Source organism: Hymenobacter arizonensis (assembly GCF_900115775.1).
GTDB lineage: Bacteria > Bacteroidota > Bacteroidia > Cytophagales > Hymenobacteraceae > Hymenobacter > Hymenobacter arizonensis.
This window is the reverse complement of the sequence record NZ_FOXS01000006.1, coordinates 1-25,862: the sequence shown is the minus strand read 5'-3', so window position 1 is coordinate 25,862 and position 25,862 is coordinate 1. Positions and strand designations below refer to the sequence as shown.

General features: G+C 57.8%; 21 protein-coding genes, 1 tRNA gene and 1 rRNA gene. 16 read left to right on the top strand and 7 right to left on the bottom strand.

Features of this window, described 5'->3' with window-relative positions:
* Nucleotides 1–219: 219 nt before the first annotated feature.
* The gene (locus tag BMZ66_RS18760; protein ID WP_092677191.1) at nt 220–489 is read right to left on the bottom strand and encodes a hypothetical protein; all 270 of its coding nucleotides are present in this window, start codon (nt 487–489) and stop codon (nt 220–222) included.
* Between the two features lie 148 nt (nt 490–637).
* On the opposite strand from BMZ66_RS18760, the gene BMZ66_RS18755 reads away from it, so the two are divergent.
* The 4 genes from BMZ66_RS18755 (at nt 638) to BMZ66_RS18740 (ending at nt 4,074) form a co-directional block, all read left to right on the top strand.
* Entirely contained in the window at nt 638–1,492 is an 855-nt protein-coding gene (locus BMZ66_RS18755) for a hypothetical protein (RefSeq protein WP_092677189.1), read from the top strand.
* Nucleotides 1,493–1,634: 142 nt separating this feature from the next.
* Entirely contained in the window at nt 1,635–2,507 is an 873-nt protein-coding gene (locus BMZ66_RS18750) for a rhomboid family intramembrane serine protease (RefSeq protein ID WP_092677186.1), read from the top strand.
* Nucleotides 2,508–2,614: 107 nt separating this feature from the next.
* Entirely contained in the window at nt 2,615–3,622 is a 1,008-nt protein-coding gene (locus BMZ66_RS18745) for a zinc-binding dehydrogenase (protein ID WP_092677184.1), read from the top strand.
* A gap of 167 nt (nt 3,623–3,789) precedes the next feature.
* On the top strand, nt 3,790–4,074 hold the full coding sequence (locus tag BMZ66_RS18740) for a hypothetical protein (RefSeq protein WP_092677182.1): 285 nt from the start codon (nt 3,790–3,792) through the stop codon (nt 4,072–4,074).
* A 97-nt stretch (nt 4,075–4,171) separates the two neighbouring features.
* On the opposite strand, the gene BMZ66_RS18735 is transcribed toward BMZ66_RS18740, so the two are convergent.
* Both BMZ66_RS18735 and rfaD read right to left on the bottom strand, forming a co-directional pair.
* Nucleotides 4,172–5,566 (bottom strand): FAD/NAD(P)-binding protein, encoded by a 1,395-nt coding sequence (locus BMZ66_RS18735; RefSeq protein WP_177204802.1) that lies wholly within the window; start codon nt 5,564–5,566, stop codon nt 4,172–4,174.
* A 135-nt stretch (nt 5,567–5,701) separates the two neighbouring features.
* On the bottom strand, nt 5,702–6,670 hold the full coding sequence (gene rfaD / locus BMZ66_RS18730) for an ADP-glyceromanno-heptose 6-epimerase (RefSeq protein ID WP_092677178.1): 969 nt from the start codon (nt 6,668–6,670) through the stop codon (nt 5,702–5,704).
* Between the two features lie 74 nt (nt 6,671–6,744).
* On the opposite strand from rfaD, the gene BMZ66_RS18725 reads away from it, so the two are divergent.
* The 5 genes from BMZ66_RS18725 (at nt 6,745) to BMZ66_RS18705 (ending at nt 14,500) form a co-directional block, all read left to right on the top strand.
* A complete protein-coding gene (locus BMZ66_RS18725) occupies nt 6,745–7,641 on the top strand; it encodes an ABC transporter substrate-binding protein (protein ID WP_092677176.1) in 897 nt (298 codons plus the stop codon).
* Entirely contained in the window at nt 7,641–8,642 is a 1,002-nt protein-coding gene (locus tag BMZ66_RS18720; protein ID WP_092677174.1) for a FecCD family ABC transporter permease, read from the top strand. The genes BMZ66_RS18725 and BMZ66_RS18720 overlap by 1 nt, the downstream gene beginning before the upstream one ends.
* A 96-nt stretch (nt 8,643–8,738) precedes the next feature.
* Entirely contained in the window at nt 8,739–9,152 is a 414-nt protein-coding gene (locus tag BMZ66_RS18715) for a 6-pyruvoyl trahydropterin synthase family protein (RefSeq protein ID WP_092677172.1), read from the top strand.
* A 112-nt stretch (nt 9,153–9,264) separates the two neighbouring features.
* Nucleotides 9,265–10,377, top strand: a complete 1,113-nt coding sequence (gene lpxB, locus BMZ66_RS18710) for a lipid-A-disaccharide synthase (RefSeq protein WP_092677170.1) — start codon at nt 9,265–9,267, stop codon at nt 10,375–10,377.
* Nucleotides 10,378–10,753: 376 nt separating this feature from the next.
* Nucleotides 10,754–14,500: a reprolysin-like metallopeptidase gene (locus tag BMZ66_RS18705; protein ID WP_092677168.1), complete on the top strand. Its 3,747-nt coding sequence runs from the start codon at nt 10,754–10,756 to the stop codon at nt 14,498–14,500.
* Nucleotides 14,501–14,588: 88 nt separating this feature from the next.
* Here the strand turns inward: BMZ66_RS18705 and clpX are convergent, their stop codons facing one another.
* On the bottom strand, nt 14,589–15,812 hold the full coding sequence (gene clpX, locus BMZ66_RS18700) for an ATP-dependent Clp protease ATP-binding subunit ClpX (RefSeq protein WP_092677166.1): 1,224 nt from the start codon (nt 15,810–15,812) through the stop codon (nt 14,589–14,591).
* A 461-nt stretch (nt 15,813–16,273) separates the two neighbouring features.
* Between clpX and BMZ66_RS18695 the strand changes: the two genes are divergently transcribed.
* Nucleotides 16,274–17,020, top strand: a complete 747-nt coding sequence (locus BMZ66_RS18695) for a hypothetical protein (RefSeq protein ID WP_143080282.1) — start codon at nt 16,274–16,276, stop codon at nt 17,018–17,020.
* 113 nt (nt 17,021–17,133) lie between these two features.
* Here BMZ66_RS18695 and BMZ66_RS18690 read toward each other — a convergent pair whose 3' ends face one another.
* From BMZ66_RS18690 to BMZ66_RS18680, 3 genes are all read right to left on the bottom strand, one after another.
* Nucleotides 17,134–17,841: a ClpP family protease gene (locus BMZ66_RS18690; protein WP_092677162.1), complete on the bottom strand. Its 708-nt coding sequence runs from the start codon at nt 17,839–17,841 to the stop codon at nt 17,134–17,136.
* 146 nt (nt 17,842–17,987) lie between these two features.
* Nucleotides 17,988–19,316: a trigger factor gene (tig, locus tag BMZ66_RS18685; RefSeq protein WP_092677160.1), complete on the bottom strand. Its 1,329-nt coding sequence runs from the start codon at nt 19,314–19,316 to the stop codon at nt 17,988–17,990.
* Nucleotides 19,317–19,403: 87 nt separating this feature from the next.
* Nucleotides 19,404–19,485: transfer RNA gene (locus tag BMZ66_RS18680), tRNA-Leu, on the bottom strand.
* 140 nt (nt 19,486–19,625) lie between these two features.
* On the opposite strand from BMZ66_RS18680, the gene BMZ66_RS18675 reads away from it, so the two are divergent.
* The 6 genes from BMZ66_RS18675 to BMZ66_RS18650 form a co-directional block, all read left to right on the top strand.
* On the top strand, nt 19,626–21,839 hold the full coding sequence (locus BMZ66_RS18675) for a RelA/SpoT family protein (RefSeq protein ID WP_092677158.1): 2,214 nt from the start codon (nt 19,626–19,628) through the stop codon (nt 21,837–21,839).
* On the top strand, nt 21,836–22,168 hold the full coding sequence (locus BMZ66_RS18670; protein ID WP_092677156.1) for a CHY zinc finger protein: 333 nt from the start codon (nt 21,836–21,838) through the stop codon (nt 22,166–22,168). The genes BMZ66_RS18675 and BMZ66_RS18670 overlap by 4 nt, the downstream gene beginning before the upstream one ends.
* A gap of 282 nt (nt 22,169–22,450) precedes the next feature.
* Nucleotides 22,451–22,903: a Fur family transcriptional regulator gene (locus BMZ66_RS18665; RefSeq protein WP_092677768.1), complete on the top strand. Its 453-nt coding sequence runs from the start codon at nt 22,451–22,453 to the stop codon at nt 22,901–22,903.
* A complete protein-coding gene (locus BMZ66_RS18660; RefSeq protein WP_092677154.1) occupies nt 22,900–23,250 on the top strand; it encodes an STAS domain-containing protein in 351 nt (116 codons plus the stop codon). The genes BMZ66_RS18665 and BMZ66_RS18660 overlap by 4 nt, the downstream gene beginning before the upstream one ends.
* 161 nt (nt 23,251–23,411) lie before the next feature.
* Nucleotides 23,412–24,680 carry an adenylosuccinate synthase gene (locus tag BMZ66_RS18655; RefSeq protein WP_092677152.1) on the top strand — a complete coding sequence of 423 codons (1,269 nt, stop codon included), beginning with the start codon at nt 23,412–23,414 and terminating at the stop codon, nt 24,678–24,680.
* Nucleotides 24,681–25,586: 906 nt separating this feature from the next.
* Nucleotides 25,587–25,862, top strand: a 16S ribosomal RNA gene (locus BMZ66_RS18650); the annotation flags it as partial.

Here is a 25,862-nt window from a genome sequence, read left to right as displayed (position 1 = left end):
TATCAGGCCGTGATGCTTCTGGGTAAAACGGAACGTCATGCCGAACGCAACCGAGGCATCTCGACCGCGCCTCGTGTCATCCTGAGCTTGCGAAGGACCTTCTCACCATAGAACAGTTCGTTCAGGCGTGATAAGATGCTTCCTCCGTCAGCATGACACGAGGCGCGGGCGAGATGTCTCGGTTGCGCTCGGCATGACGTTTTGCTACTGTAGGCTCAATCAGGAACCGGTCAGCTCGGTATCGGTTTTGGGCGAGTCCGGGCCGCCTTCCATGCCGTTGGTTTGGCTGGCGTTGCCATATTCGCCGCGGATGCCAGCGCCGTCGCCCATATTTTCCTGGGTGCTTTCGGGGATGGCGCCATCGGCGGCCGTGCCGGCCTCGGGGTTGCCGCTGGCGTTTTGGTCGGTATCAGCGTTTTGCGAAGTGGTCACGCCGCCGGTGCTGGCTTGGTCGGGACGGGGGTCGGTGGGAGTTTCTTCGGGAGACATAGGTATGGAAATAAGGAATGAGCTTCGGGACGCGGTTGCGGCTCCTGTTAAGCTTTACGGCGGCAGCGCCCCACGGTTGGGAGCGGCTTATTCGCCAGCATTTGCGAACTTGCTTGCTGCATTCATTCTTCAGCCCCCACCTACTGCCGTGTCTGACACAGTTACCGATTTCTACCACCAGAAAACCGATGCCGAGCTGCTGTATTTTCTGGAACATCCCGAACAGTACCAGCCGAGCCTGGTAGAGGCGGCCCGGCGCGAACTGCAGCGCCGGGGCAAAGCGCCGGTAGTCAACACCGCCCCTTACCAGGACACCACTACTCCCCGCCACGAGGAAGTGCCGACCCGCTCCTGGGGCCGAATGATAGCGCTGGGCCTAGGCCTGTTGGTGCTGGGTGGCGGCAGCTACTGGCTGCAACAGCGCAGCGAGGCCCAACAAGCAGAGTTGCGGGCCCGCGAAGAAGCCCGCCGTCGCCTGCCTCCGCCCAAGCTCACCGAAGTGGCCACCAGCGCCATTCCCAACTACGACGGCGTAGTGACCCGCATGGTAACCGAGCAGCTGAACAAAGTGCCGGCTTCTGAGAAAGCAAACCCCCAGCACCTGCGCCAGTTCCGCCTGTTGAGCAAGCTGTTCTGGAGGGCCCAGACTCAGAGCGAATACCTCATCAACCAAGCTTATGAGGGCGACCCCTCGCCCAGTTTTGCCGACCAGACATTGGTGGTTCGTCAAACCTGGGATGCTTGGAACCAGGCTGCCGTGTACACCTATAAGTTCGGCCCGGAAATGCAGGAACGATACACTCGTATGCAAAAAACAGCCAGCCACCAGCAGCACATTCTCGACATCCTGCCCAAGCTGCTGCCCAATCGTCAGTTTCTGCAAGACGATGATATGACCACGCGCACCAAGGAGGTGCAGGATTTGGTGGGCTACCTGACGCCCATATCGCCCGTTACGGGCCAGCGCTACAGGCGCACCCTGATAAAGATGAAGCTGATATAACCGCTGGAGCGTTCTCGCAAACCAATAGCGCGGGGCGCTAACAATCCTGCGAGCGCCGCGTTTACCATGGGCGCCGCCAGCCAATGGCTGGCAAACTGACCGGTTGGCAAGGGTGGCGCATTCCTTGCCGCGCAACGCGCCTATGGAAGCATCTGCCCCTGAAAATGGCTCCCCCGATACGGGCTCTACCGCTGCGCTGGCTGCCCAGCTCTTTGCCCAAAAGCCCGAAGCTGAGCTGCTGTACCTGGCCCAGAACGCCGCCCGCTTCCCGCCGGCCGTGGGGGCGGCCGCAGTAGCCGAGCTCCGGCGTCGCGGCCTGCTGCCCGACCCCGCTCAGCCAACCCCGCCACCCGCCGCCACCCACGAAACCTGGCCCGAACTGCTGGGCCAATTGCTGCGCGGCTTGTTCATTCCGTCGCGCCGCTTCCTGGCCACGCCCATCCTGCTCGACCTTAATCTGCTGATATTCGCGTTGATGGTCTTTAGCGGCGTCTCAGCCTCCGAGCCAACCGGCCAGGAGCTGGTGCAGTGGGGCTCCAACGTATCGGGGCGCACCCTACACGGCGAACCGTGGCGCTTGGTCAGCTCTTTGTTTGTGCACGCGGGGCTGGCCCACCTGCTGATGAACATGTTTTCGCTCTGGCTCTTGGGCCTGCTGATTGAAGACCGGGTGGGCGCCCTACGCCTGGCGCTGGTGTACCTGGCCAGCGGGATAGGAGGCAGCCTGGCCAGTTTGTGGTGGCACTTCCAGGGCGTTAACTCGGTGGGGGCCAGCGGAGCTATTTTCGGGCTCTACGGATTCTTGCTGGCCATGCTGGTAAGCAAGAAGCTGGTGCTCAATAAGTCGGACCGCCGGGCTATGCTGGGGCTGGTCGTTTACCTAGTGCTCAGTAACCTGCTCTCAGGCCTCACAGGTAATATTGACAATGCCGCTCACCTCGGCGGGCTGCTCACGGGCTTGCTGGTAGCTGGCCCACTTGCTTTGGCGGGGCTAAAGAAGAACGTTGAGGAATAGTCATCCGTGGCGGCTGGGTTCCTCTGTCCGCCGCCGCTCTTGCGTACACGATTCGTTGAACAACAGCCAACGATATTAATTACAACTGCTCACCTCTCACTGAATCCATGCAAGCCCTCCAGCTCGACGCCATTCATCAGCCCGCGGTAGTTCGCGATGTGCCAGCTCCAACGCCCGCGGACGGCGAAATTCTGGTGAAACTCCACGCCGCCGCCCTGAACCACCGCGACGTCTTCATCCAGCAGGGCAAATACGCAGGCATCAAGCTGCCCTGCACCCTTGGTGCCGACGGCGCCGGCGAAGTAGCAGCGCACGGCGAAAACGTGCCGACCGATGCCCCGGCCGTGGGCACGCAGGTGCTCATCAACCCCGGCCTGCGCTGGGGCGATAACCCCCGCGCCCAGGCCAAAGATTTTATAATACTCGGCATGCCCGACCCCGGCACCTTCGCCGAGTACATCACGCTGCCAGCCCGCTACATCCGCCCCATGCCGGCGTATCTAACCTTTGAGCAAGCGGCAGCGCTGCCCCTGGCCGGCCTCACCGCCTACCGCGCCGCCTTTACCCGGGCGCAAGTGCAAGCCGGCGAGCGCGTGCTCGTGACCGGAATAGGCGGAGGCGTAGCCCTACTGGCCGCCCAGTTTTGCGCCGCCCGCGGGGCCGAGGTCTGGGTTACGTCGAGCTCCGAAGAGAAGCTAACCCGCGCCCAAACGCTGGGTGCCAAAGGCGGCATCAGCTACAACGCCGAGAACTGGGTGAAAACCCTGGTGCAGCAGGCTGGCGGGCCGTTCGACGTCATCATCGACAGCGCAGGCGGCGATGCGTTCAACTCCCTGCTCGATGCGGCGGCTCCTGGTGGCCGTATTGTGTTCTTCGGCGGCACGCTGGGAAACATTCCCCAATTGCCGCCCGCCAAAGTATTCTGGAAGCAGCTCAGCCTCCTGGGCTCCACCATGGGTAGCGAGCAGGACTTCGACGACATGCTACAGCTGGTTACGGAAAAAAGCATCGTTCCTGTCGTGGACGAGGTGTTCCCATTAGCCGAAGGCGAAGCCGCCCTGCGCCGTCTCGACGCGGGCGCTCAGTTTGGCAAAGTGGTGTTGAAAATTGTCTAGATTTTGGCTTAATGCCCAAGCGCGGAGATGCTGAAAATCTGTTTTTAACGCATTGATTTACAGTTATAAAAATTGTCGTAAATCAACCCATTAGAGGAATGAAAACAAGGCCTTTTTGGTTAATATAGCACGCCGATATTGACGACAATTCAGCCAAATTATTAACCATGAAGTCTGCTGCCGAATACCTCGAAGCCCATGTTTTCGAAGCCCGCCGTCCGCGTCGCGAGTTGCAGCCGGTAGTGGCCTATTCCGATGCCGTGCAAGCCATTGAGCAGGCCCTGGCCGATGCTGAGAAATACAAGTACCTGCTGATGCGCGCCCTGCGCCGCCACGCCGATGATGCGGCCGTTACCGGCCCGGCTCAGGCTACCACCCCCGCGCCCTCCTTCTTTACCGAAGCGGCCCCTGTGCTGCCACTGTATACCAACTCAGAGCGCATGGCCGCCTAAATTTAGACATGCTGGCGCTCTGCCAGCTAGTCAAATGCCAATGAAAAGCCCCGATTGCCAAGAATGGTAATCGGGGCTTTTCATTGGGTTTGTTTTCTCAGGAGGCCACTCGCTTGGCCAGCTCCACCGCAAGAGCTTTGGCCTGCTGCCGCAGTTCCGGCACGGCCGTCGACTCAAAATAGGCAGGCCGGCGGCTGGGCCCCAGCGTGAACAAGGTGCTGGAAACCTGGCCATCGGCTCCGCGCAGGGCTCCGTGCTCGTCGGTGAGCAAGCCCAGTCGCAGGGAGTCGGCCGTAAGCTGGCCGGCGTCGCGCAGGCTCATCACGAGCGGGTCGGCAATGCGGCTGTAGTCGAGCAGGGGGCCGGTGCAGCACACCACATGCTGGGCCACGTGCCAGCTGCCCAAGGCGCCATGGGGCCGCACGCGTACCCGCAATGCGGGTCCGTCGGGCAGTATTTCGCGCACTGTGCCCACGTGCAGCTGCACCAGGCCGGCGGCTTCCAAGGCTGCTACGGCGGCAGCGTTTTGCGGCGGGCTGCGGTGCCGCGTTACGGCCCAAATTCCGGCCAGGTGGCGCAAGAAACGACGCTGCTCCTGCAGCGGCCACGCGCCCCAGATGCGCCCCAGGTCGGGCCGCAGGGCATCGAGCACCGGCCGCCAATCGGTGCCTTGGGCGGCAGCTGCGCGCAGGTGCCGCTTGAACACAGCCAGCACACCCATCACGGTCGTTTCGCTCGCCAGCTCCGGATAAAAATTTGGATAGTGGGCCGTAGCCGGGCCGTGGGCGGTGGGCCAGCGGCCGTGGCGCGCCACCACGGCCACGGGGGCCCGGTGCCCGTCCTTGCGCAGGGCCAGCAGCACGTCCACGGCCGTCAGGCCCGAGCCGATGAGTAGCACAGAGTCGTCGGGGCCAATACGGCGCAGGCTGCCCGCTGCCCACGGGTCGGCGTGGTAGGCGTCGTGGTGGAGGTAGCGGTGGTCGGGCCCGGCCGGTGGGGGAGGGGGGAAGTTGCCAAGCGCCAGCACCACAAAGTCGCTCACCAGCGTGGTGCGATTGGCAAGAAGTACGCCGCGGCGGCCATCGGGCCGAAGGCGGGCTACTACCGCGCTGCTCTGGTGCCATATCAGGCTGCCGCCACCAGTTTGAGAAGCCGTGAGGGCTTCCGTCAGCGCCTCGTTCAGGTAGCGGCCGTAGCTGGACCGCGACGCAAAATCGGGCAGGCCAGCGGCCCCCTCGGGCTGGCTTTGCAGCCAGGTGGCAAAGTGGCTGGGCTTATCGGGGTAAAGACTCAGGCCCCCAGGGCGTACGTTGAGCAGGTATTCGGGCCGGCGCGCAGTGTATGCCAGCCCCGGGCCGGGGATGTTCCGGGGCTCAATCAAATGAATTTGAGCCTGCGCCAGTGCCGGCTGCTGCCGCAGCTGCAACACCAGTGCCGTGCCCGAAAAGCCGCCGCCCACAACTGTAATAACGGGTGGGGCTGAATGTGTCAAATGGGTCAGAATGGAAAACGCAGTAAAAGTCCGAAGGCGCTCAGCGCCGAAGTCAGGAGCGGTAGAGAAGTGGCAACCACCAAGCCCCCGGATGGTTTTGGGGCCATTTCCTCCACGCAAACTAAAGAAATCAGCCTACATGTACATGCCTGGCACCAAGTAATTCTGCACATAATCGGCAATCCCATCTTCCAGGCGGGTGAAGGGCTTGTCGTAACCGATGCTCTTGAGCTTGCTCATGTCGGCCTCGGTAAAGTACTGGTACTTGTCGCGAATGTCCTCGGGCGTGTCCTTAAACTGGATGTCGACCGTGCGGCCCAGGGCGTTGAAAGTGTTCATGGCCAAGTCGAGGAAGGTGCGGGCCTCGCCACTGCCCAGGTTGTAGATGCCCGAATCTTTCCGGTGGTGCAGCAGGAAGTAGCACACTTCCACCACGTCTTTCACGTACACAAAGTCGCGCATCTGCCCGCCGTCGGTGTAGTCGGGGTGGTGCGACTTGAAGAGCATCATCGAGCCCGTTTGCTGAATCTGATTGAAGGCGTGCATGATAACCGAGGCCATGCGGCCCTTGTGGTACTCATTGGGGCCGTACACGTTGAAAAACTTCAGCCCGGCCCAGAAATACGGCTTCTCGGTTTGCTCCAAGGCCCATTTGTCGAAGTCGTTTTTGGAATCGCCGTAAGGGTTCAGCGGCCGGTAGAGCGGGAACAGAGCTTCCTCAGTATCGGTGTAGCCCAGGGTGCCGTCGCCGTAGGTTGCAGCCGAGGAGGCGTACACCAGCGGCAGCTGGTATTTGCAGCAGGCCTGCCACATCCGCTTAGAGTAGTTGAGGTTGAGCAGGTCGAACACGGCTGGGTCCATTTCAGTCGTGTCGGTGCGGGCCCCGAGGTGAAACACGAACTCTACTTGCGCATGGTTGGTGTCGAGCCAGTCAAAGAACGTTTCCCGGTCCACGTACTCGCGCAGCTTTTTGCCCCGAATATTGGGCAGCTTCTTTTCAACCGAAAAATTATCAACCACCACCACGTCGTTGAAATTGGCGGCATTGAGGCGGGAAACTAGGCAGCTGGCAATGAAGCCGGCCGCGCCGGTGACTACTATCATAGGAGGCGGGTTTGGAACGGGGCAAAGGTAAACCGTTGCACTTGGCCGATGGGCATCGGGCCTACCTTTGTCCCATGCGCTTCTTTTCTCTGCTTTTAACCCTCGGCTTGCTGGCCGGCTGCCAGTCCCAATCCAAACAAGCCGCCACGGTGGCCGTAACCGACGGCCTGGGCCGCACCCTCAACCTGCCGGCCAATCCGCGCCGCGTAATGGCCCTGGCCCCCAGCATGACCGAAATGCTCTACGCCATCGCCGATACCGCCACCATCGTGGCCCGCGTGCCGCAAGACAATTACCCCGCCATCGTCCGCCAAAAGCCGGTAGTGAATAATTACCCCATCGACATGGAAAAGCTGGTGCTGTTGCACCCCGACATCGTCTTCACCGTGGAAGGCATCACCTCCGTCGACGACGCCCAACGCCTGCAGGAGCTAGGTATTTCAGTGTACTACCAGCGTTTTCGCAAGGTTGAAGACGTGTTCACGGGTATCGAAGACATGGGCCGCCTGCTGGGCCGCCAGCCCCAGGCCAAACACCTCGCCGATTCGCTCCGTCTGGAGTTAAAGGCGCTCAGTGCCTCGCCCACGCCAGCCACCACTGCCCCCAAAGTGCTGGCCATCACCTGGCAGGACCCCATCTATTGCTACGGCCAGAACACGCTCTTTACCGATGAAATCCGGCTGGCCGGGGGCCAAAACGCCGTCACCGAAACTTTCTCCCAGCCCTACCCAGCCCTCACCCGCGAGTACATCCTCAAGCTGAACCCCGATGTGCTGCTCGGCGGCAGCTTCGGCAAGCTGGACAGCACCTTCTTCAAGAATTACCCCGAGCTACGCCGCATTCGCGCCTACCAGACCCGGCGCGTATATCCTATTACCGGCAACCTCATGGAGCGCCCGGGCCCCCGCGTGGTAGAAGCAGTGCGCGAGCTGCAGAAGCTGCTTCAGCCACCCCTCGTGTCTGCGCAATAATGGCTGTCCCTCGCCCCGCTCTGTGGTTAGCCTTTGGCGTAGTGCTGCTGGTGCTGCTGGTGCTGCTGGGCCTGCGTGTGGGTAGCTACACTACGCCGTACTCCTTCATGTGGAGCACGTTGCAGCACTACAACCCCGCCGACCCAGCCCAACTCGTGCTGGTCGAGTTGCGCCTGCCGCGCATCGTGTTGGCGCTGCTGGCCGGCGCTAGTCTGGCCGTGAGCGGCTATTTGCTCCAAACCTTGGTAACCAATCCCCTGGCCGACCCTTATCTGCTAGGTACGGCCTCGGGGGCTTCGTTGGGCGCTATTATATCTTTTGTACTGGTGCCCTCACTCACCGTAGCCGGCGTGTACCTGCCACCGGTGGCAGCCCTGGTGGGGGCCTTTGGGGCCACCCTGCTGGTAGTGGCGCTGGGCACCCGACGGGGCAAGATTTTGCCCGCACCGCTGCTGCTGGCCGGTGTGGCGGTAGGGGCGCTAGCGGCGGCCATTGGCAGCCTGCTCACCTTCCTGGCCAGTGCCGAAGGCAACTTGCGCAGCATCGTGTTCTGGGCCTTTGGCAGTTTTGAGCGGGCCAGTTGGAGCGTGCTGCCGTATCCAGCGGGCGTTTTAGGCGTCAGCCTTTTCCTGTTGGCCTTCCTGCAAAAAGACCTCAACTTGCTGTTGCTGGGCGAGGAGCGAGCCGCTGCCCTGGGCCTGCCCGTGGCCCAACGGCGTTGGCTGCTGGTGCTGCTGGCGGCAGCCCTCACCGGGGGCGTGGTAGCGCTGTGCGGCCCGGTAGGGTTTGTGGGCCTGCTGGTTCCGCACCTCACCCGGGGGGTGCTGGGCACTACGGGGCGCTACAATTTGCTGGTGTGCGCGCTGCTGGGCGGGTGTTTTCTGTTGGCCTGCGACCTATTGGCCCGCGTGCTCTACCCGCCAGCTGGCTTGCCGGTGGGCTTGGTCACGGCCCTGTTCGGGGTACCCTTCTTCGTATATTTGCTGCGGAAAAATAGTTAGGCTACTAGCTTTTAGCTACTGGCCGTTAGCTACTTTTTAGAAGGACTGTTTGAAAGCTAATAGCTGACAGCCAGTAGCTAAAAGCTCAAAATCAAAATGATATACGTTAGCCGTCAGGAACATTTTAACGCCGCCCACAAGCTGCACAACCCCAAGTGGAGCGACGAGCGCAACCGCGAGGTGTTTGGCCCCTGCGCCAACACCAACTGGCACGGCCACAATTACGACCTCATTGTGACCGTGAAAGGTCAGCCCGACCCCGAAACTGGCTTCGTTGTAGACCTTAAAGCCCTATCTGACCTCCTGCGCACCCACATCACCGAGCAGGTCGACCATAAAAATCTCAACCTCGACGTGCCCTTCATGGCCGGCCAAATGGCCAGCACTGAGAACCTAGTACTCGCCTTCTGGCAAATTTTGGAGCGCGAGCTGCCCACCATCACCGAGGCCAAGCTACACTGCGTGAAGCTCTACGAGACCCCACGCAACTTCGTGGAATACTACGGGTAACCTCATTTAACATCTATCAAGTAACATTTAACAGGCGCATGCGTCAGTTGCAGGCAGCCGGAAAATGTTGATGATAAGAACTGCGTGTTAAATGCTAATTGATAATTGTTAAATGAAATATTACCTAATTGCCGGCGAGCGGTCGGGCGACTTTCACGCCGCCCACCTCATGCGCGAGCTGCAAGGCCAAGACGCCAACGCGCAGTTTCGTTTCTGGGGCGGCGACCAAATGCAGGCCGTCGGCGGCGAGTTGGTGCGTCACTACCAGGACCTGGCCATCATGGGCTTTGTGGAAGCAGCCACCAGCGTCCTCAAGTTTCGAGGCTACCTGAAGCAGTGCCAGGCCGATTTGCTGACGTACAAGCCCGACGTGTTGATTCTGGTAGACTATGCTGGCTTCAATCTGCGCATGGCCAAAGTGGCCAAAGACAATGGAATCAAGGTGTTTTACTACATCTCACCCAAAATCTGGGCCTGGAACCAGGGACGCGTTGAGAAAGTAAAGGCCCGCGTAGACCGGATGTTCGTCATTCTGCCTTTCGAAGAAGAGTTCTACAACAAATTCGGCTACGGCGTCGACTACACCGGCAACCCCACGGCCGACGCAGTGGCCGAGTTTCAGCCCACGCCCGACTTCTTCGAGCGCAACCGTATCGACCCCAACAAGCCGATTATCGCCGTGCTACCGGGCTCGCGCAAGCAGGAAATTGAGGAAATGCTGCACGAAATGATTGCCATTTTGCCCGGCTTTCAAGAGTACCAGTTTGTGGTGGCCGGCGTCAGCAACCTCGACCCGAACTACTACCGCCACTTTGAGCGCAACGGCATTCGCTTCCTGTTCGAGCAAACGTTTGACCTGCTCAGCCACGCCAAGGCGGCCCTTGTCACCAGCGGCACGGCCACGCTCGAAACGGCCCTGTTCGGCGTGCCCCAGATTGTGTGCTACCGCACCAGCAACCTGAGCTACGCCATTGGCAAGATGGTCATCAAAGTGCCCTTTATATCCCTCGTCAACCTGATTGCGGGCCGGGCCGTGGTGAAGGAGTTAATTCAGAACGATTTCAACGCCCGCAATCTGCTCGATGAGCTGAAGACCATGCTGACAAACGACGAATACATGGCCCGCATCAAGGCCGGCTATGCCGAAATTCGCGAAAAGCTAGGCCAGCAGCAAGCCGCCAGAAAAACCGCCGAGCTGATGGTGAAGTACCTGCAAGTTGGCTGAGCCGCGCCGCTCAGCTGCACGCCAGAAATAAGCCGTGAATCAAGAGGCCGCAGTGTCTGCAACGGCCACCCACATCCATTAAACGTGCAAAAGCTCCGGGTACTAACCCGGAGCTTTTTTGTTGGTTGCTTTGATACTTCCCAACAGCCGGAATTCGCTTTTTGAACTTCTGTTACGGTTAGCTGTCAGAATACAGAATTGCTCTTGAATTAAACCAATGCGGATTGAGCTCATGTTCAACTGCATTCTACATGCCCATTCAAGTACTCAACTCTGAAACAATCCTCATTGCTCCAGCCAATCAGGAACTTAAATTCGGAAAAATGGCTAGTGGTTTTTTCTTAGTTTTACTATTTCTATTCCAGGCCACCGCTGCATGAAAAAATCAAATACGCCCAAGCCGGTTGCTCCTTCATCCTCGGAGCGCTCTACCTTCAGAAATGGTTTTGGCCGACTGGGGGCTTGCCTGCTTTTAGCCCTTGGTTTTATATCCGGCGCTCGGGCCCAGCAACGGGGGGGGGCGGTGCTTTTTCAGGCCAATGCCGAAGCCCGTGCAGCAGCCGTGGCCTCGACGCTGGCGTCGGCGCTGTTTCGGTCTCAAGCTCTAACGCTCGATGTAGCCGCCATGCGCGGCACGCTGGCCACGGCGCCGGCCGAAGCTCAGGCCGGCGCGGCGCCGTTGGTGTTCGCCCTGCCTTTACCCGACGGCACTACCGGGCGCTTTGCCCTGCGCCAAACGGCGGTAATGGCTCCGGCCCTGGCCGCCCGCTTTCCCGAGATTAAAACCTACGCCGGCGTGGGCCTCGATGACCCCGCAGCCTCGGTGCGCCTCGACATGACGCCGCAAGGCTTTCATGCGCAGGTGCTCACTACGGCCGGCAATAGCTTCTACGTCGACCCCGTGAGCCAGACTGACATGCGGCATTACTTGAGCTTCTATCGGCGCGATATGAACCGCGCGGCGGTCCGAGTAGCTCCTTGCGGCGCAGTAAGTAAGCAGCCGAAATCAGCAGTTGCCAAGCAGCCCAACACAGGCACCAACGGCAGTGCCCGCCCGTCCGCTCCCAGCGGCTCGGTGCTGCGTACCTATCGCCTGGCACTGGCGTGCACACCCCAATACGCGCTGGTCAAGGGCAACACCGTTGCCAGCGTGTTGGCCAGCGAAGTATCCACGGTCAACCGTGTGGTGGGCGTGTACGAGAAGGAATTGGCCGTACGCATGGTGCTGGTGCCCAACAACAACCAGCTGGTTTTTCTGAGTGGCACAGGTCCCCAACCGAACACGCCCTATACCAATAACAACGCCAACGCCATGCTGGCCCAGAACCAGACCAATCTGGACGCCATTATTGGCACTGCCAACTACGACATTGGCCATGTGTTCGGCACGGGCGAGGGGGGCATAGCCTACCAGGGCTCAGTGTGCAACGCCACATTGAAAGCAGGCGGCGTCACTGGCTTGCCAAACCCTACAGGCGACGCCTTCGACATCGATTTTGTTGCGCATGAAATGGGGCACCAGTTTGGTGGCAGCCATTCCTTCAACGGCGACGCCGACAATTGTGCCGGTGGAAACCGCAATGCCCCTACGGCCTGGGAGCCAGGTTCGGGCACCACCATCATGGCCTACGCGGGCATCTGCGGCCCCAGCAATAACGTGCAGACCGCTTCCGATGCGGTTTTTCACACCGGTAGCTTCCAGGAAATGCGCACGTTCATCGAAAGCACGACCTGCAACACCGCCGCCAACTTGCCCACCGGCAACACGGCCCCTGTGGTAACGGCCCCAGCCAGCGGCAGAACCTTGCCCATCGGCACGCCCTTCAAGCTCACGGCCACGGCTACCGACGCCGAAAACGACCCCCTCACGTACTCGTGGGAGCAAATGGACACCGGCCCGCAGTCTGCGCCTACGGCTGCCCAGGTGCCCGGCCAGAACGTGCCGCTTTTCCGCTCTTTCAACCCCACTGCTTCAAGCACGCGCTATTTCCCCCGCCTAATCGACCTCGTAAATAACACCACTACGCTGGGCGAGCGGCTACCAGTCGTAACGCGCACAATGCGGTTTCGCTGCACGGCCCGCGACGAGCACAGCGGCCCGGCCGGCGTAATTGGCGGTGTAGACTTCAGCCCTTTCGTCAACCTGGCGGTAACCAGCACCTCGGGGCCTTTTGTCGTGACTGCCCCCAATACCGCCGTGTCCTGGACCGGCGGCGCGGCCCAAACCGTAACCTGGGACGTTGCCGGTACCACCAACGCCCCCGTTAGCTGCGCCCTCGTCAACCTGCGCCTGAGCCTCGACGGCGGCCTGACCTACCCCGTGCTGCTGGCTCAAAACGAACCCAACGACGGCTCGGCCGTGGTAATAGCTCCCAGCCCCACTTCGACCCAAACCCAGGCCCGCGTAATGGTGGAGGCCGCCGACAACTACTTCTTCGACATCTCAAACGCCAACTTCACCATCACGCCGCCCACGGTGGGGCCGTCCATCAGCAGCTTCACGCCCACCGGCGGGCTGGCCGGTACGGTCGTCACCGTGCTGGGCTCAAATTTCACGGGCGCCACGGCCGTTAGCTTCAACGGTGTTGCGGCAACCAGCTTCACGGTGAACTCGCCCACTCAGCTCACGGCCACCGTGGCAGCCGGCACCACCACGGGCCCCATCACCGTCACGGGCCCAACCGGGACAGCCACCTCCACTGCTTCGTTTATTGTTGGTCCTCCTCCAATTATCAGCAGTTTCTCACCGATGGCCGGTCCTGTAGGGACTAGTGTAATCATCACAGGGACCAACTTCAGCGGTGCCACCCGCGTGACTTTCAACGGCACCAACGCGCCCAGCTTTACGGTAAACTCGGCCACTCAGATAACGGCCACCGTGCCCGTAAACGCCACCACCGGCCCCATTTCCATTATCACGCCCATCGCTACCGGTGTTTCCGCCACCAGCTTCACGGTAATTCCAGCCCCTGTCGTTGTTTCGTTTACGCCTGCTTCCGGAGCAGCAGGTACGGTGGTGGTCCTAACCGGCAACTTTTTTTCCGATGCTACGCAAGTAACTTTCAACGGCACGGCCGCGCCCACCTTCACCGTGAATTCGGCCACGCAGATTACCGTGACCGTGCCCACCGGCGCTACCACCGGGCTCATTGCCGTCACAACTCCCGGCGGGGTAAGCGTTTCCAATACTGCCTTTGTGGTGCCGCCTGTCAATGATTTGTGTGCCAATGCCATCGCGCTGACTTGTGGCCAAACAGTCACCGGCAATACCGAGGGAGTGACCGATACCGGCGACCCCACCGGCACCTGCGACGAAGACATTCAGGGCGGTGGGGTTTTCTACACCATTGTGGGCACCGGCACCAACATTACCCTTACGACCTGCAACGCCGCCACCGGTTTCGACACCATGCTGTTTGTTTACACGGGCACGTGCGGTTCCTACACCTGCGTAATCGGCAACGACGATTCGTTGCCAGTCTGCACCGACGGGACTACAACTTCTACCGTCACGTTTCCCTCGGTGGCGGGCACGGTCTATCGCATTTTCCTGACCGGCTTCGACAACGGCCTCGGCTCCGAAACGGGTCCGTTCACGCTCACCGCTACTTGCACGCCCACTGTCACTGGCCTCAGCCCCAATAGCGGGCCGGTTGGCACCGTCGTCACCCTCTCTGGCACCGACCTGACCGGCGCCACCGCTCTCACTTTAAACGGCTTGCCTGTCACTGGCTTCACCGTGGTCAACAGCACCACCATCACCTTCACCATTCCGGTTGGTGCCACCACCGGCAATGTCGTTGTGACCACGCCCAACGGCTTCACCGTAGGCACCGCCTTCACCGTAACCACCGCCACCGCTACTGCCAATGCCAGCAAAAGCGAGTTCAGCGTCTGGCCTAATCCAGTCGCCGGCAAAGGCATTCTGAACGTACGCCTAACAGCTTCTACTGGCAAAGCCCAGCTCACCCTGCGCAACGTGCTGGGCCAGACCATCGCCACCCGCAGCTTCAGCGGCAACACCACCGAGCTAAGCACCGCCGGCCTGGCCAGCGGCACCTACTTGCTCACCGTGCAAATAGAAGGTCGCGCCCCGAGCATTCAGCGCGTGGTAGTAGAATAATAGCGCCGGGTCGACCATCTCCCGGCCGTTTCGCGCATAAAAAAGGCCCGCCAATTGGCGGGCCTTTTTTATGCGTGTAGCTGTAGTACTAAGCAGCCCGCATGTGGCGCAGCGTCGATTTCTCAAACTTGCTGCGGCAGTAGCTCAGGTTGATGAGCAGGGCATCGGCGCCTTCCTCTGAAGGCATTTCAAACATGGCATCAGTCATAATGCTCTCGCAGATGGAGCGCAGTCCGCGGGCACCCAAGCGGTACTCATCGGCTTTCTCCACAATGTATTCGAGGGCTTCTTCCGTGAAGTCAAGCTCAATGTTCTCCATGCCAAACAGGCGCTTGTACTGCCGCACTAGCGAGTTCTTCGGCTCGGTCAGAATAAGGCGCAGTGTGCTGCGGTCCAGTGGGTTGAGGTGTGTGAGAACTGGCAGGCGACCAATAAGCTCAGGGATGAGGCCAAACGACTTAATGTCCTGGGCCGATACGTAGCGCAGGAAGTTCTCCGTGTCCACCTGGTCGTCCAGGTTGGTCTTGGCGAAGCCCATCGGCTTGGTGTTGAGCCGGCTCTTGATAATGCGGTCGAGGCCCGAAAAAGCGCCCCCACAGATGAAAAGGATGTTCTCAGTGTTCACCGAAATCATCTTTTGCTCGGGGTGCTTGCGGCCCCCCTGCGGCGGCACGTTGATGGCGGTGCCCTCCAGAAGCTTCAGCAATGCCTGCTGCACGCCCTCGCCGCTCACGTCGCGCGTGATGCTGGGGTTGTCGCTCTTGCGGGCAATCTTATCGATTTCGTCGATGTACACAATGCCGCGCTCCGCTGCCTCCAAGTTGTAGTCGGCGGCCTGCAGCAGGCGCGTAAGGATGCTTTCCACGTCTTCGCCCACGTAGCCAGCTTCCGTCAGCACGGTGGCATCGGCAATGCAGAAGGGCACTTGCAGGATTTTGGCCAGCATGCGCGCCAGGAAGGTTTTGCCAGTGCCGGTTTCGCCCACCATAATGATATTGGACTTTTCAATCTGCACCTCGTCTTCCGAGGGCTTCTGCATCAGACGCTTGTAGTGGTTATACACCGCTACCGACATCACGCGCTTGGCCTCGTCCTGGCCCACCACGTACTGGTCGAGGTGCTCCTTAATGGCCTTGGGCTTGATGAGATTAAACTTGGGTTGCTTGCTGGCGTCCTGGGCTTTGGCTTCTTCGTTGAGAATGTGCTGAGCTTGGCCCACACACTTTTCACAGATGTGGGCGTTGATGCCCGAAATCATGACGGCGACTTCGCGCTTGCTCTTATTGCAAAAGGAACAGGATATTTCAGCCACGGAAAGAGGAATAGAATAGTAGGTGGTAAGGCAAGTTTTGAAACAAGCGGGCTCAAAGGTACAACAAGGCCAACGCCTACGACGAGAAAAATGGTGCCATCACAAAAAGTATGGATTAGCTATTATCTGAGTATGAAAGCGTTTCAACTCATAAAACCATCCCTGTTTGATAGGTGAAATTTTGTCATCTGCTACAGGCACTTGCTCAGCCAGGATATTATCGAGGACACGACTCGCCATCGGAGGGTTGCTTGAGCGCCAACGGCGCACAGGCACGCCTGATTTTCGGAGCACAACCGCGGGTTGGTTCATCTGGTTTTCTCAACGGCGTTGTTTTGAGAGCCAGCAAGCGCAGTACGGCATTCCAAAGTGTGTTCAAACACTTTCAAACAGCTTCAATAGCTGCCGAAACCCGCTCGACCTCGCTCTTTTCATTCCTGACCCTTTTACTTTGTAGTTCTATGAAGAGAGTCTTTCGCCTTTTAGTAGCAGCTGCATCGGTGGCTGCTCTTCCCCTTTTCGGGGCCCAGGCCCAAACCACCCGCAAACCAACCCCCAAGCGCACCGCCCGGCCCGCCAGCACCGCACCCAAGCCCGCTGCCAAGCCTACTTCCACTCCCGCGCCCCCTGCGCGCCCCACCACTCCCCCCGAGCCTGCCGCTGAGGCCGAACCCTCTCTTCTCGAAACCGTGCTGCCCACCACGTTTGCCGGCGGCCCTTTCGTAGCCGGCGACCAAGTGCTGAACTTCGGCATTGGCGTGGGCAGCCGCAGCAATTACGAGTCAAAAGCCATCGGCGGGAGCCCTTCAGCCTCTCCGGCGCTTAGCCTGTCATACGAGCGCGGCCTGCTCACAATCGGGCCCGGTGTGCTAGGAGCAGGCATTTTGGCGGGCTACCAAAGGGCTTCCTACGCCCTGGGCAACGGTGGCAACTGGAAGTACACCGACGTGCTAGTGGCCCTGCGGGGCGCGTTTCACTACCCCGTCTTGCCCGAGTTCGATGCTTATGGGGGCCTGGGAGTTGGGTTGCTATACACCAGGGCCTCATTTGAAGGCAGCATTGCCTCACCCGATGCCGGAAATAGCGTCAAGTTAAGGCCCGGCATTTTCGTGGGTGGCCGCTATTTCTTGCTGGAAAACCTTGGGGTGTTTACCGAGCTGGGCTACGACCAAACCTACCTCAAAGTAGGCATCACCGGCAAGTTTTAGCCCGTTCAAATACTGTCATTCTTCTTGATTAAAACAAAACAAAAAGCCCCTGCTGATGAAGCAGGGGCTTTTTCGATGCAAAATGAATTCCGAAGAACTCGACCAATTCGTGATTAGTCTTTCTTCTTCTCCAGTACCTCGTCAATCAGGCCGTACTCTTTGGCCTCGTCGGCACGCATCCAGTAGTCGCGGTCCGAGTTGTCGTGGATTTCCTGGTAAGTTTTGCCAGTGTGTTGGGCCAAAATGTCATACAGCTCCTTCTTGAGCTTCAGGATTTCGCGGGCCGTGATTTCGATGTCCGACGACTGACCCTGCGCACCACCCGAGGGCTGGTGAATCATCACACGAGCGTGGGGGAGGGCCGAACGCTTGTTGGCGGCACCACCGGCCAGCAATACCGCACCCATCGAAGCCGCGAGGCCCGTGCAAATAGTGGCCACATCGGGGTTCACATACTGCATGGTGTCATAAATGCCCAAACCAGCATATACCGAGCCACCGGGCGAGTTGATATACAGCAAGATGTCCTTCTTGGCATCGGCCGACTCTAGGAACAGCATCTGCGCCGTCAGAATGTTGGCGATATAGTCATCTACGGCAGTGCCCAGGAACACAATCCGGTCCATGATAAGGCGCGAGAACACGTCGATTTCAGCGAAACGCGTGGGACGCTCTTCAATTACTGAGCGGGTCATGCCAGTTGGCATGATGAGGCCACCGCGCGTCTGGCCTTCCACGTGTTGAATGTATTGGTCAACACCCAGCCCGCTGAGGCCCTGGTGCTTAACAGCAAACTTGCGAAACTCTTGTTTATTCAGCATTTGAAGAAAATGAGGCGCCCGCCGAAGCTTGCGCGGGTGAGGTTAGAAAGACGAACGAAGTAAAGGAATGTTGTCGGAAACCCAACAAAAAAGCCCTTACGGTGTCGTAAGGGCTTTTTGAAAAATAGGAAGCTGCGAGGCTACTACTAGCTGTGCAGGGTCCGGAATTCTTCGGCCGTTACGGGCTTTTCCGTAACAACAACTTTGCCGCGCAGGTTTTCGAGCACTTTCTCTGCCAGAATGGCCTCGTACTCGCTCACGTAGTTTTTGCCGTTTTCCTGCTTGAGGAATTGGTCAGCGTACTGACGCATCGACTCGCGCATTTCGTCGGGCATGTTGGGCATGTTGAACTGGCCCATGATTTTGTCGAGGGTACGGTCTACAATCTCCTCGTTGCTCACTTTCAGGCCGGCGTCTTCCACCACCTTGTTGCGAATCATGCTCCACTTCAACTCCTTCTCGTAGTCGTTGTAGTGCTCTTCTACCTTCTCGGGCGTCAGTTTGCCTTCGTTGGCGCGCACCAACCACTTCTTGAAGAACTCCGTGGGCACCTTGATGTCAACGGTGTTCACGAGCTGCTCCACAATGCTGTTGTTCAGCGCGCCGTCGCTCTCGCGGTCGTAATTCGACTGGATGGTCTCGCGCACCTTAGCATCGAACTCCTCCTGGCTCGAAACGGCCTCGGGGCCGAATACTTTGTCGAACAACTCCTGGTTCATTTCGGGCGCCGCCGTGCGGTTCACCTTCTCTACATTGAACACGTAGTCGCCGGTAGCCGCAGCTGCCTCGTCCTTGCTCAAGCCCGAGAAGTTCGAAATCGAAGCCGCATCGCCACCGAAAGCCGCCTGCAGGTCAAACGTAATAACGTCGCCACCTTTCTTGCCGATGAACTGCGACGCATCGCCCGTCACCTTGTTGATGGGCAGCAACACCGTGCGGCCTTCGCCTTCCTCGTCAGCCTTCTTCAGCTTGCCGAACAGGTAGTCGCCAGCTTCCGACTCGTCAGGATTAGTCGTCTCACCATACTGACGAGCAATCTGCTCATTGGTTTGGGTCAGCGTCTCCTCGTCGATGGTTACCTGGTGGCGCTCCACTTGCAGGGCACCCTCGGCGGGCAGCTCGAAGTCGGGCAGCAGGCCCAGCTCAAACTGGAAATCGAAGTCCTTATCGGTATCAAAATCCACGTTGCTCTGCACCGGCAGGGGCTCGCCGAGCAGCTTGATGTTGTTCTCCTTAATATAGGAGTCCACGGCCTTGCCCAGCATTTTGTTGATTTCCTCGGCCAGAATGCCTTTGCCGTACATCTTGCGCACCATGCCTACGGGCACCATGCCGGGACGGAAGCCCTTCACCTGGGCACGCTTGGTGTACTCTTTGATTTGCTTGTCAACCGTGGGAGCGTAGTCGGCTTCGGTCAGGTGCACGGTTAGCAGCCCGGTCAGCTGCTCGTCGTTCTTGTCGAGGGTAATGTTCAAAACAGGAGAGCCGGCTTCCGCTGGCCAGGTTGAAAAGTTGAAAAAAAAGCCTCCAGCCTATGCGACTGAAGGCCTACATCAAAAAAGTGCGGATAGAGGGACTCGAACCCACACGCCTTGCGGCACCAGATCCTAAGTCTGGCACGTCTACCAATTTCGCCATATCCGCATATGAGCGCCACGCGGCCGTTTGCTACGGGCCCGCAAAGGTACTCGGGAAATCCATTGCGTGCAAAGCCCAAGTGTAAGTAGTCTGCGTAATGAGTTTAAAGTGACCTTTTCCGCCCGTGCTTTGTTACTTTACCTATTATGCCTCCCGTTATCTCTCCCGAAGCTGAGCGCCAGGAAATCCTGCGCCACTACCGCCGACTGCTGCGTACTGCCAAGCCTTACCTGAATGATGGTGACCCTAAGCTGATTAAAAAGGCATTTAATCAGAGCCTTGAGGCACATAAGGAGATGCGTCGTAAGTCGGGCGAGCCGTATATTCTGCACCCGCTGGCGGTGGCGCAGATTGCGGTGGAGGAAATTGGCCTGGGCACTACCAGCATTGTGGCGGCGTTGCTGCACGATGTGGTGGAAGACACACCCACCGAAATTTCGGACATCGAGCGCGAGTTTGGCAACAAAGTGGCCCGAATTATTGATGGGCTGACGAAAATTTCGGGCGTTTTTGAGTACGGCACGAGCGAGCAGGCCGAAAACTTTCGCAAGATGCTCCTCACGCTCAGTGAGGACGTGCGGGTTATTCTCATCAAAATTGCTGACCGCTTGCACAACATGCGGACGCTGGACTCGATGCCGCGGCATAAGCAGCTGAAAATTGCTTCGGAAACACTGTATCTGTATGCTCCACTAGCGCATCGGCTTGGGCTTTATACTATAAAGAGTGAGTTGGAGGATTTGTATCTGAAATTTACGGATACTGAAACCTACACCGACCTCAAGGCCAAAGTGCGCCAGAGCCAGAGCGCGCGCAACCGCTTTATCAAAGAGTTTGTACAGCCGATAGATGACGAGCTGAAGGAGCAGGGCTTTGAATACGAAATAAAAGGGCGGCCTAAAAGCATCTATTCCATCCTCAAAAAGATAAAAAAGCAAAACATCACCTTTGACGAGGTGTATGATTTGTTTGCCATCCGCGTGATTCTGGACGTGCCGCCGGAGCAGGAAAAGGCGGCTTGCTGGCAAGTGTACAGCATCGTGACCGACTTTTACCAGCCCAACCCCGACCGGCTGCGCGACTGGGTTTCTACGCCCAAAGCCAATGGCTACGAGAGCCTGCACACTACCGTGATGTCCCGTTCTGGGCAATGGGTGGAAGTGCAAATCCGCTCGCGGCGCATGGACGACATTGCCGAGAAAGGGTACGCCGCGCATTGGAAATACAAAGATACTGGCAGCATTCAGCCCGAAAGCTCGCTTGAAGGCTGGGTGAACAAAGTGCGCGAGATGCTGGAATCAAACAACTCCAGCGCGCTGGAATTCATGGACGAGTTCCGCCAGAACCTGTTCGTGAAGGAGGTATATGCCTTCACACCCAAAGGCAAGCTTGTTATTCTGCCCGACAAGGCCACCGCACTTGATTTTGCATTCGAAATTCACACCCAGATTGGCTTGCGCTGCCTCGGGGCCAAAGTCAACCAGAAGCTGGAGCCGCTCAGTTACCAACTGCACAACGGTGACCAAGTTGAAATTCTGACCTCGCACAAGCAACGGCCCACGCCGGAGTGGCTGAACTACGTCATCACCACCAAGGCTCGGTCTAAAATCAAAGACTTCCTCCGCGACGACAAGCGTTCCAAAACCGAAGACGGACGCCAGATGTTGGAAAAGCGGATGGAAATCATCGGGGTGCCGTTCACCCAGGAGAACTTCAACCGGCTGCTGGCGTATTTTAATGTGCCAACAGCTCAAGAGTTTTATTACCGCTTGGCCATTGGGCAAGTTGATGGCCGTGCCATTCGGGAGCCGCTATTCAACGCTGATAAGCCGGTTACCAGCGTGCCCTCCGTGCTCGAGCCTAAAACGTTCGACCACGAGGTGCAGAAAATCCGTGGGGTGCGGCCCGACATGCTCGTGGTTGGCGAGAACACCGACAAGTTCAACTATAGCATTGCCCGTTGCTGCAACCCCATTCCCGGCGATGATGTGTTCGGTTTCGAAACCGACACTGGTATTATTATTCATCGTACGAGTTGCCCCCGTGCGGTTGATTTGATGTCGAATTACGGCAACCGCATCGTGCGTGCTAAGTGGACCGACCAGCTCGAACTGGCTTTTTTGGCCGGAATCCGCATAAAAGGTACCGACCGAGTCGGTCTGGTCAACGATGTGACGCGCATTATTAGCACCAGTCTTAAGGTGAATATGCGCGCCATCACGGTAGATAGCAACGACGGCATCTTTGAAGGAGAAATCATGGTGTTCGTGAACGACACCGACCACTTGAATAAGCTCATTCATCGCTTGAGCAAGGTAAACGGCGTGCTGCAGGTAGAACGGTTCGATTCGTTGAAGTGAAAACTACTGCCCCAACCATCTGCCACGGCACCGAGGTAAATGAGCGCACCCAATGCGCCCACTACCACTCCGAGCACGACATCATCGCCATCAAGTTTAAGTGCTGTAGTGCTTTCTACGCCTGCATCGAGTGTCATCGCGAAGCCGCCGACCACGACCCGATGGTTTGGCCCAAATCCGAATTTAACCAAGAGGCCATATACTGCGGCAGTTGCAGAGGTACGCTTAGCATTACGGAGTACCTGAGTTGCCAAAATACCTGCCCGATGTGCCACGCCGAGTTCAATCCGGGCTGCGCCAACCATTACCACCTTTATTTCGAGCAGTAAGAAACCTAAAGCTGCTGCTCTTGCTTACCTAGCTTGAATTTGACTCAGCATAAAGCCAATCAGCAAGCCACATCTGCTGATACAGCTTCTATTATTTTACCTTTGTCCGAGTTACACCTTATATATACAGTGAATTCCCCTCAAGCAGCTTCTCATGCTCACCAAGACCCAGCCAAAACGGCAGGGCAGGAGGTAGGCGGCTCGTCCGAGACGGGTTACGCTGCCAAGCACACGCCCAGTGCGGCCTCGCAAGCCACGCTCAATACCGATAAGCTCGACGAAGTGCGCAAGCTCTTCACTGCCCACCTCGAAAACAAAGGCCTGCGCAAAACCGGCGAGCGGTATGCTATTCTCGAAGAGATATATGCTCGAAGCGGACACTTCGATGTTGACGAGCTCTACGCCGGCATGAAGGAGCGCGGCCTGCAGGTGAGCCGTGCTACCGTTTACAATACCCTCGACCTGTTGGTAGAGCAGGGCCTCGTGAGCAAACACCAGTTTGGCCGCAACCTCGCTCAGTACGAAAAGAGCTACGGCTACCGTCAGCACGACCACGTCATTTGCACCGAATGCCATAAAGTGGTGGAGTTCTGCGACCCCCGCATCCACGGCATCCAAACCATGGTGGGCGAGCTTCTGAACTTCCATATCTTGCACCACTCTTTAAATCTTTACGGCATTTGCGGCGACTGTCGCGCCCAAGCCGCTGTCCGCAATCCCACCCTTCCCGCATGACCACCACCAGTTCTTTACAAGACGGTGTCCTGCTCGTTCGCCTCTCCGGCGACCTCATTGGCAGTCCCGACACCGAGCAACTCATCGCATCTGTCAACCAACACCTCGGCGAAGCTGTCACCAACTGCGCCGTCGACCTCTCCGAAATCCGATACATCAACAGCACCGGCATCGGCGTTCTGGTTTCCCTTCTCACCAAGTTCCGCAGTCGCGGTGGCGAGATGGTACTCATCAACCCCGCCGACCACCCCAAAAAGATGCTGGCACTTACCAAACTCAACAACATCTTCATCGTAGCTGCCAACGAAACTGCCGCCCGCGAGCAACTTATCCCAGCCGTCCAATAGGGCGGCTGTTTTTTTGCCCTTAGCGTCTTGCTCGTTCCACCGCCAAAGCAGAGCACAAGCATTCATAAGCGCAGGCGCACCCTAATAAGCTTTCATTTTCTCAAACGCACCAAGGGACTTACTTCCCTTCCAGTGCATACGACGACACCAACCACAGTACAATGCCAGTAGACGTATTAGTAGGCCTCCAATGGGGCGATGAAGGCAAAGGGAAAATCGTAGACGTATTAGCTCCCACCTACGATGCCGTAGCCCGCTTCCAGGGTGGTCCCAATGCCGGCCATACCCTCACCTTCGACGGCTTAAAGCACGTCCTTCATCAAGTGCCCAGCGGCATTTTTCATCCTCACATCCTCAATATTGTAGGCAACGGCGTCGTACTTGACCCCGTGGTATTCCGCACCGAACTCCAAAAGCTTACCGATAGGGGAGTAGACTGGGCCAAAAACCTCTACATCTCCAAAAAGGCTCAACTCATCCTACCATCGCACCGCGCCCTCGACCGCATCAACGAGGAAGCTCGCGGCGGCTCCAAAATTGGCAGTACCCTTAAAGGCATCGGCCCCACATATTCCGACAAAATAGGCCGCGTTGGCCTCCGCGTTGGTCATATCCTGCTTCCCGACTTCGAAACCCGATATAGAGAAGCTGTCGCTCAGCATGCCTCGCTAGCTTCTCATTATAATAAGCAACTGGAGGTCGAAGAATTCGAAGCAGAGTTCTTCTCCGCGGTCGATTTCCTCCGTACCCTCCAACTCACCGATACCGAGTACCTACTCAACGACCTCCTTGCCCAAGGCAAACGCATTCTCGCCGAAGGAGCGCAGGGCTCTCTACTAGATATCGATTTCGGTTCTTATCCTTACGTTACGTCGTCCAGCACCATCGCCGCTGGCGCTTGCACCGGTCTGGGCATCGCCCCACGGCACATCGATAAAGTCTACGGCATCACCAAAGCCTATTGCACCCGCGTAGGCAGCGGCCCGTTCCCCACCGAACTGCATGACGAAGTAGGCGAGCAAATCCGCCAGGCCGGCCGAGAGTTCGGCTCTACCACAGGTCGTCCCCGTCGTACCGGCTGGATAGACCTGCCTGCCCTTCGATACGCCATTATGCTAAATGGCGTCACCGAACTGCACCTGATGAAGGCTGACGTCCTCGATGCCTTCACCGAAATCCAGGCCTGCACTCACTACCGCACCGCCACCGGCGAAAGCACCCCGCAGCTACCTGACCCCGGCCAGCTTACTACCGTGACTCCCGAGTATATCACCCTCCCCGGCTGGAACACCGACCTCACTACGATTACTGACGCCGCCAAGCTTCCAACCAACCTACAGTCCTACCTAACCTTTTTAGAGCAGGAACTGCAAGTTCCCATTCGCATTGTGAGTGTCGGCCCCGACCGAGTTAGCACGCTCCACCGCTAATCTGAACCCGGAAGCACCACACCAACCAAAAAGAAGTGCCGAGGGCAAGCACCTGCACGCTTTGCAGGCGCTTGCCCTCGGCACTTCTTTTTGATGCAATAGTACTGTATGCCCTTATAAAGTAGCAGTGGTAGTGAATCGCTATTGCGGAGAACCAGAGGTAAGAAGAGTATCGACTACGAGGATATAGACTTCCCACAAAAGCACTTTCCCTAACGCAAAAGGTAGGTCAATCAAAAGACACAGTATGCCTGCTCGCATCAGATAGAAATTTTTCGTCGCATCAATCAGCTACTTACAACCTTCTCTGAAGTATTTCGTATCCGTCTCCTTGCTGCGCCAAAAACTCCTCCTACCTTTGCAGTCCCAAAACGTCAAACGGACCGCTGGGCGCTACGAAACGAAAGCTTCGGGCAAAATTTTGAAAGGACCGGAACTCCCGCACCAGTAGCATTGTCTACTCTCTGCGCTCGCTTAGAAAGCTTCGAGAAAAATTTATTTTTCGAACCACTTGCAAAGCCGAAAAGAGCAACCGTACCTTTGCAACCCGCTTCAAAAGGAGGCGACTAAACTTGAAAAGTCGAAAGAAAAAGATTAAAACTTTTTCGAATAAAACTTGCCAAATTATATAATCTTCGTACCTTTGCACTCCCAAATAACACAGGGCACTGCAACAGCAACGGAAAGGAGTTGAAACAAGCTCCACACTGTCACTTCAAATGGAAGTGACACACGTTCTTTGAATGACGGAAACAGACAAAATAGTAAGTGTTACACTTGGTGATTATTCTTCTGGAAAATCACAGTGAAACAAACCAAGCGAAACGAATTAGACGATAACGTCAAATATGTGAGCAGGTCAGCACTCGACATCAGCCCGTGTTCGCACGGGTGTAGGAATATTTTACAATGGAGAGTTTGATCTTGGCTCAGGATGAACGCTAGCGGCAGGCCTAATACATGCAAGTCGAACGGTTCTTAGCAATAGGAATAGTGGCGCACGGGTGCGTAACGCGTAACCAACCTACCCAGTTCTGGGGGATAGCCCGCCGAAAGGCGGATTAATACCGCATAAGACCATAGAGTGGCATCACTTCGTGGTTAAAGATTTATTGGAATTGGATGGGGTTGCGTGCCATTAGCTAGTTGGGGGGGTAACGGCCCACCAAGGCGACGATGGCT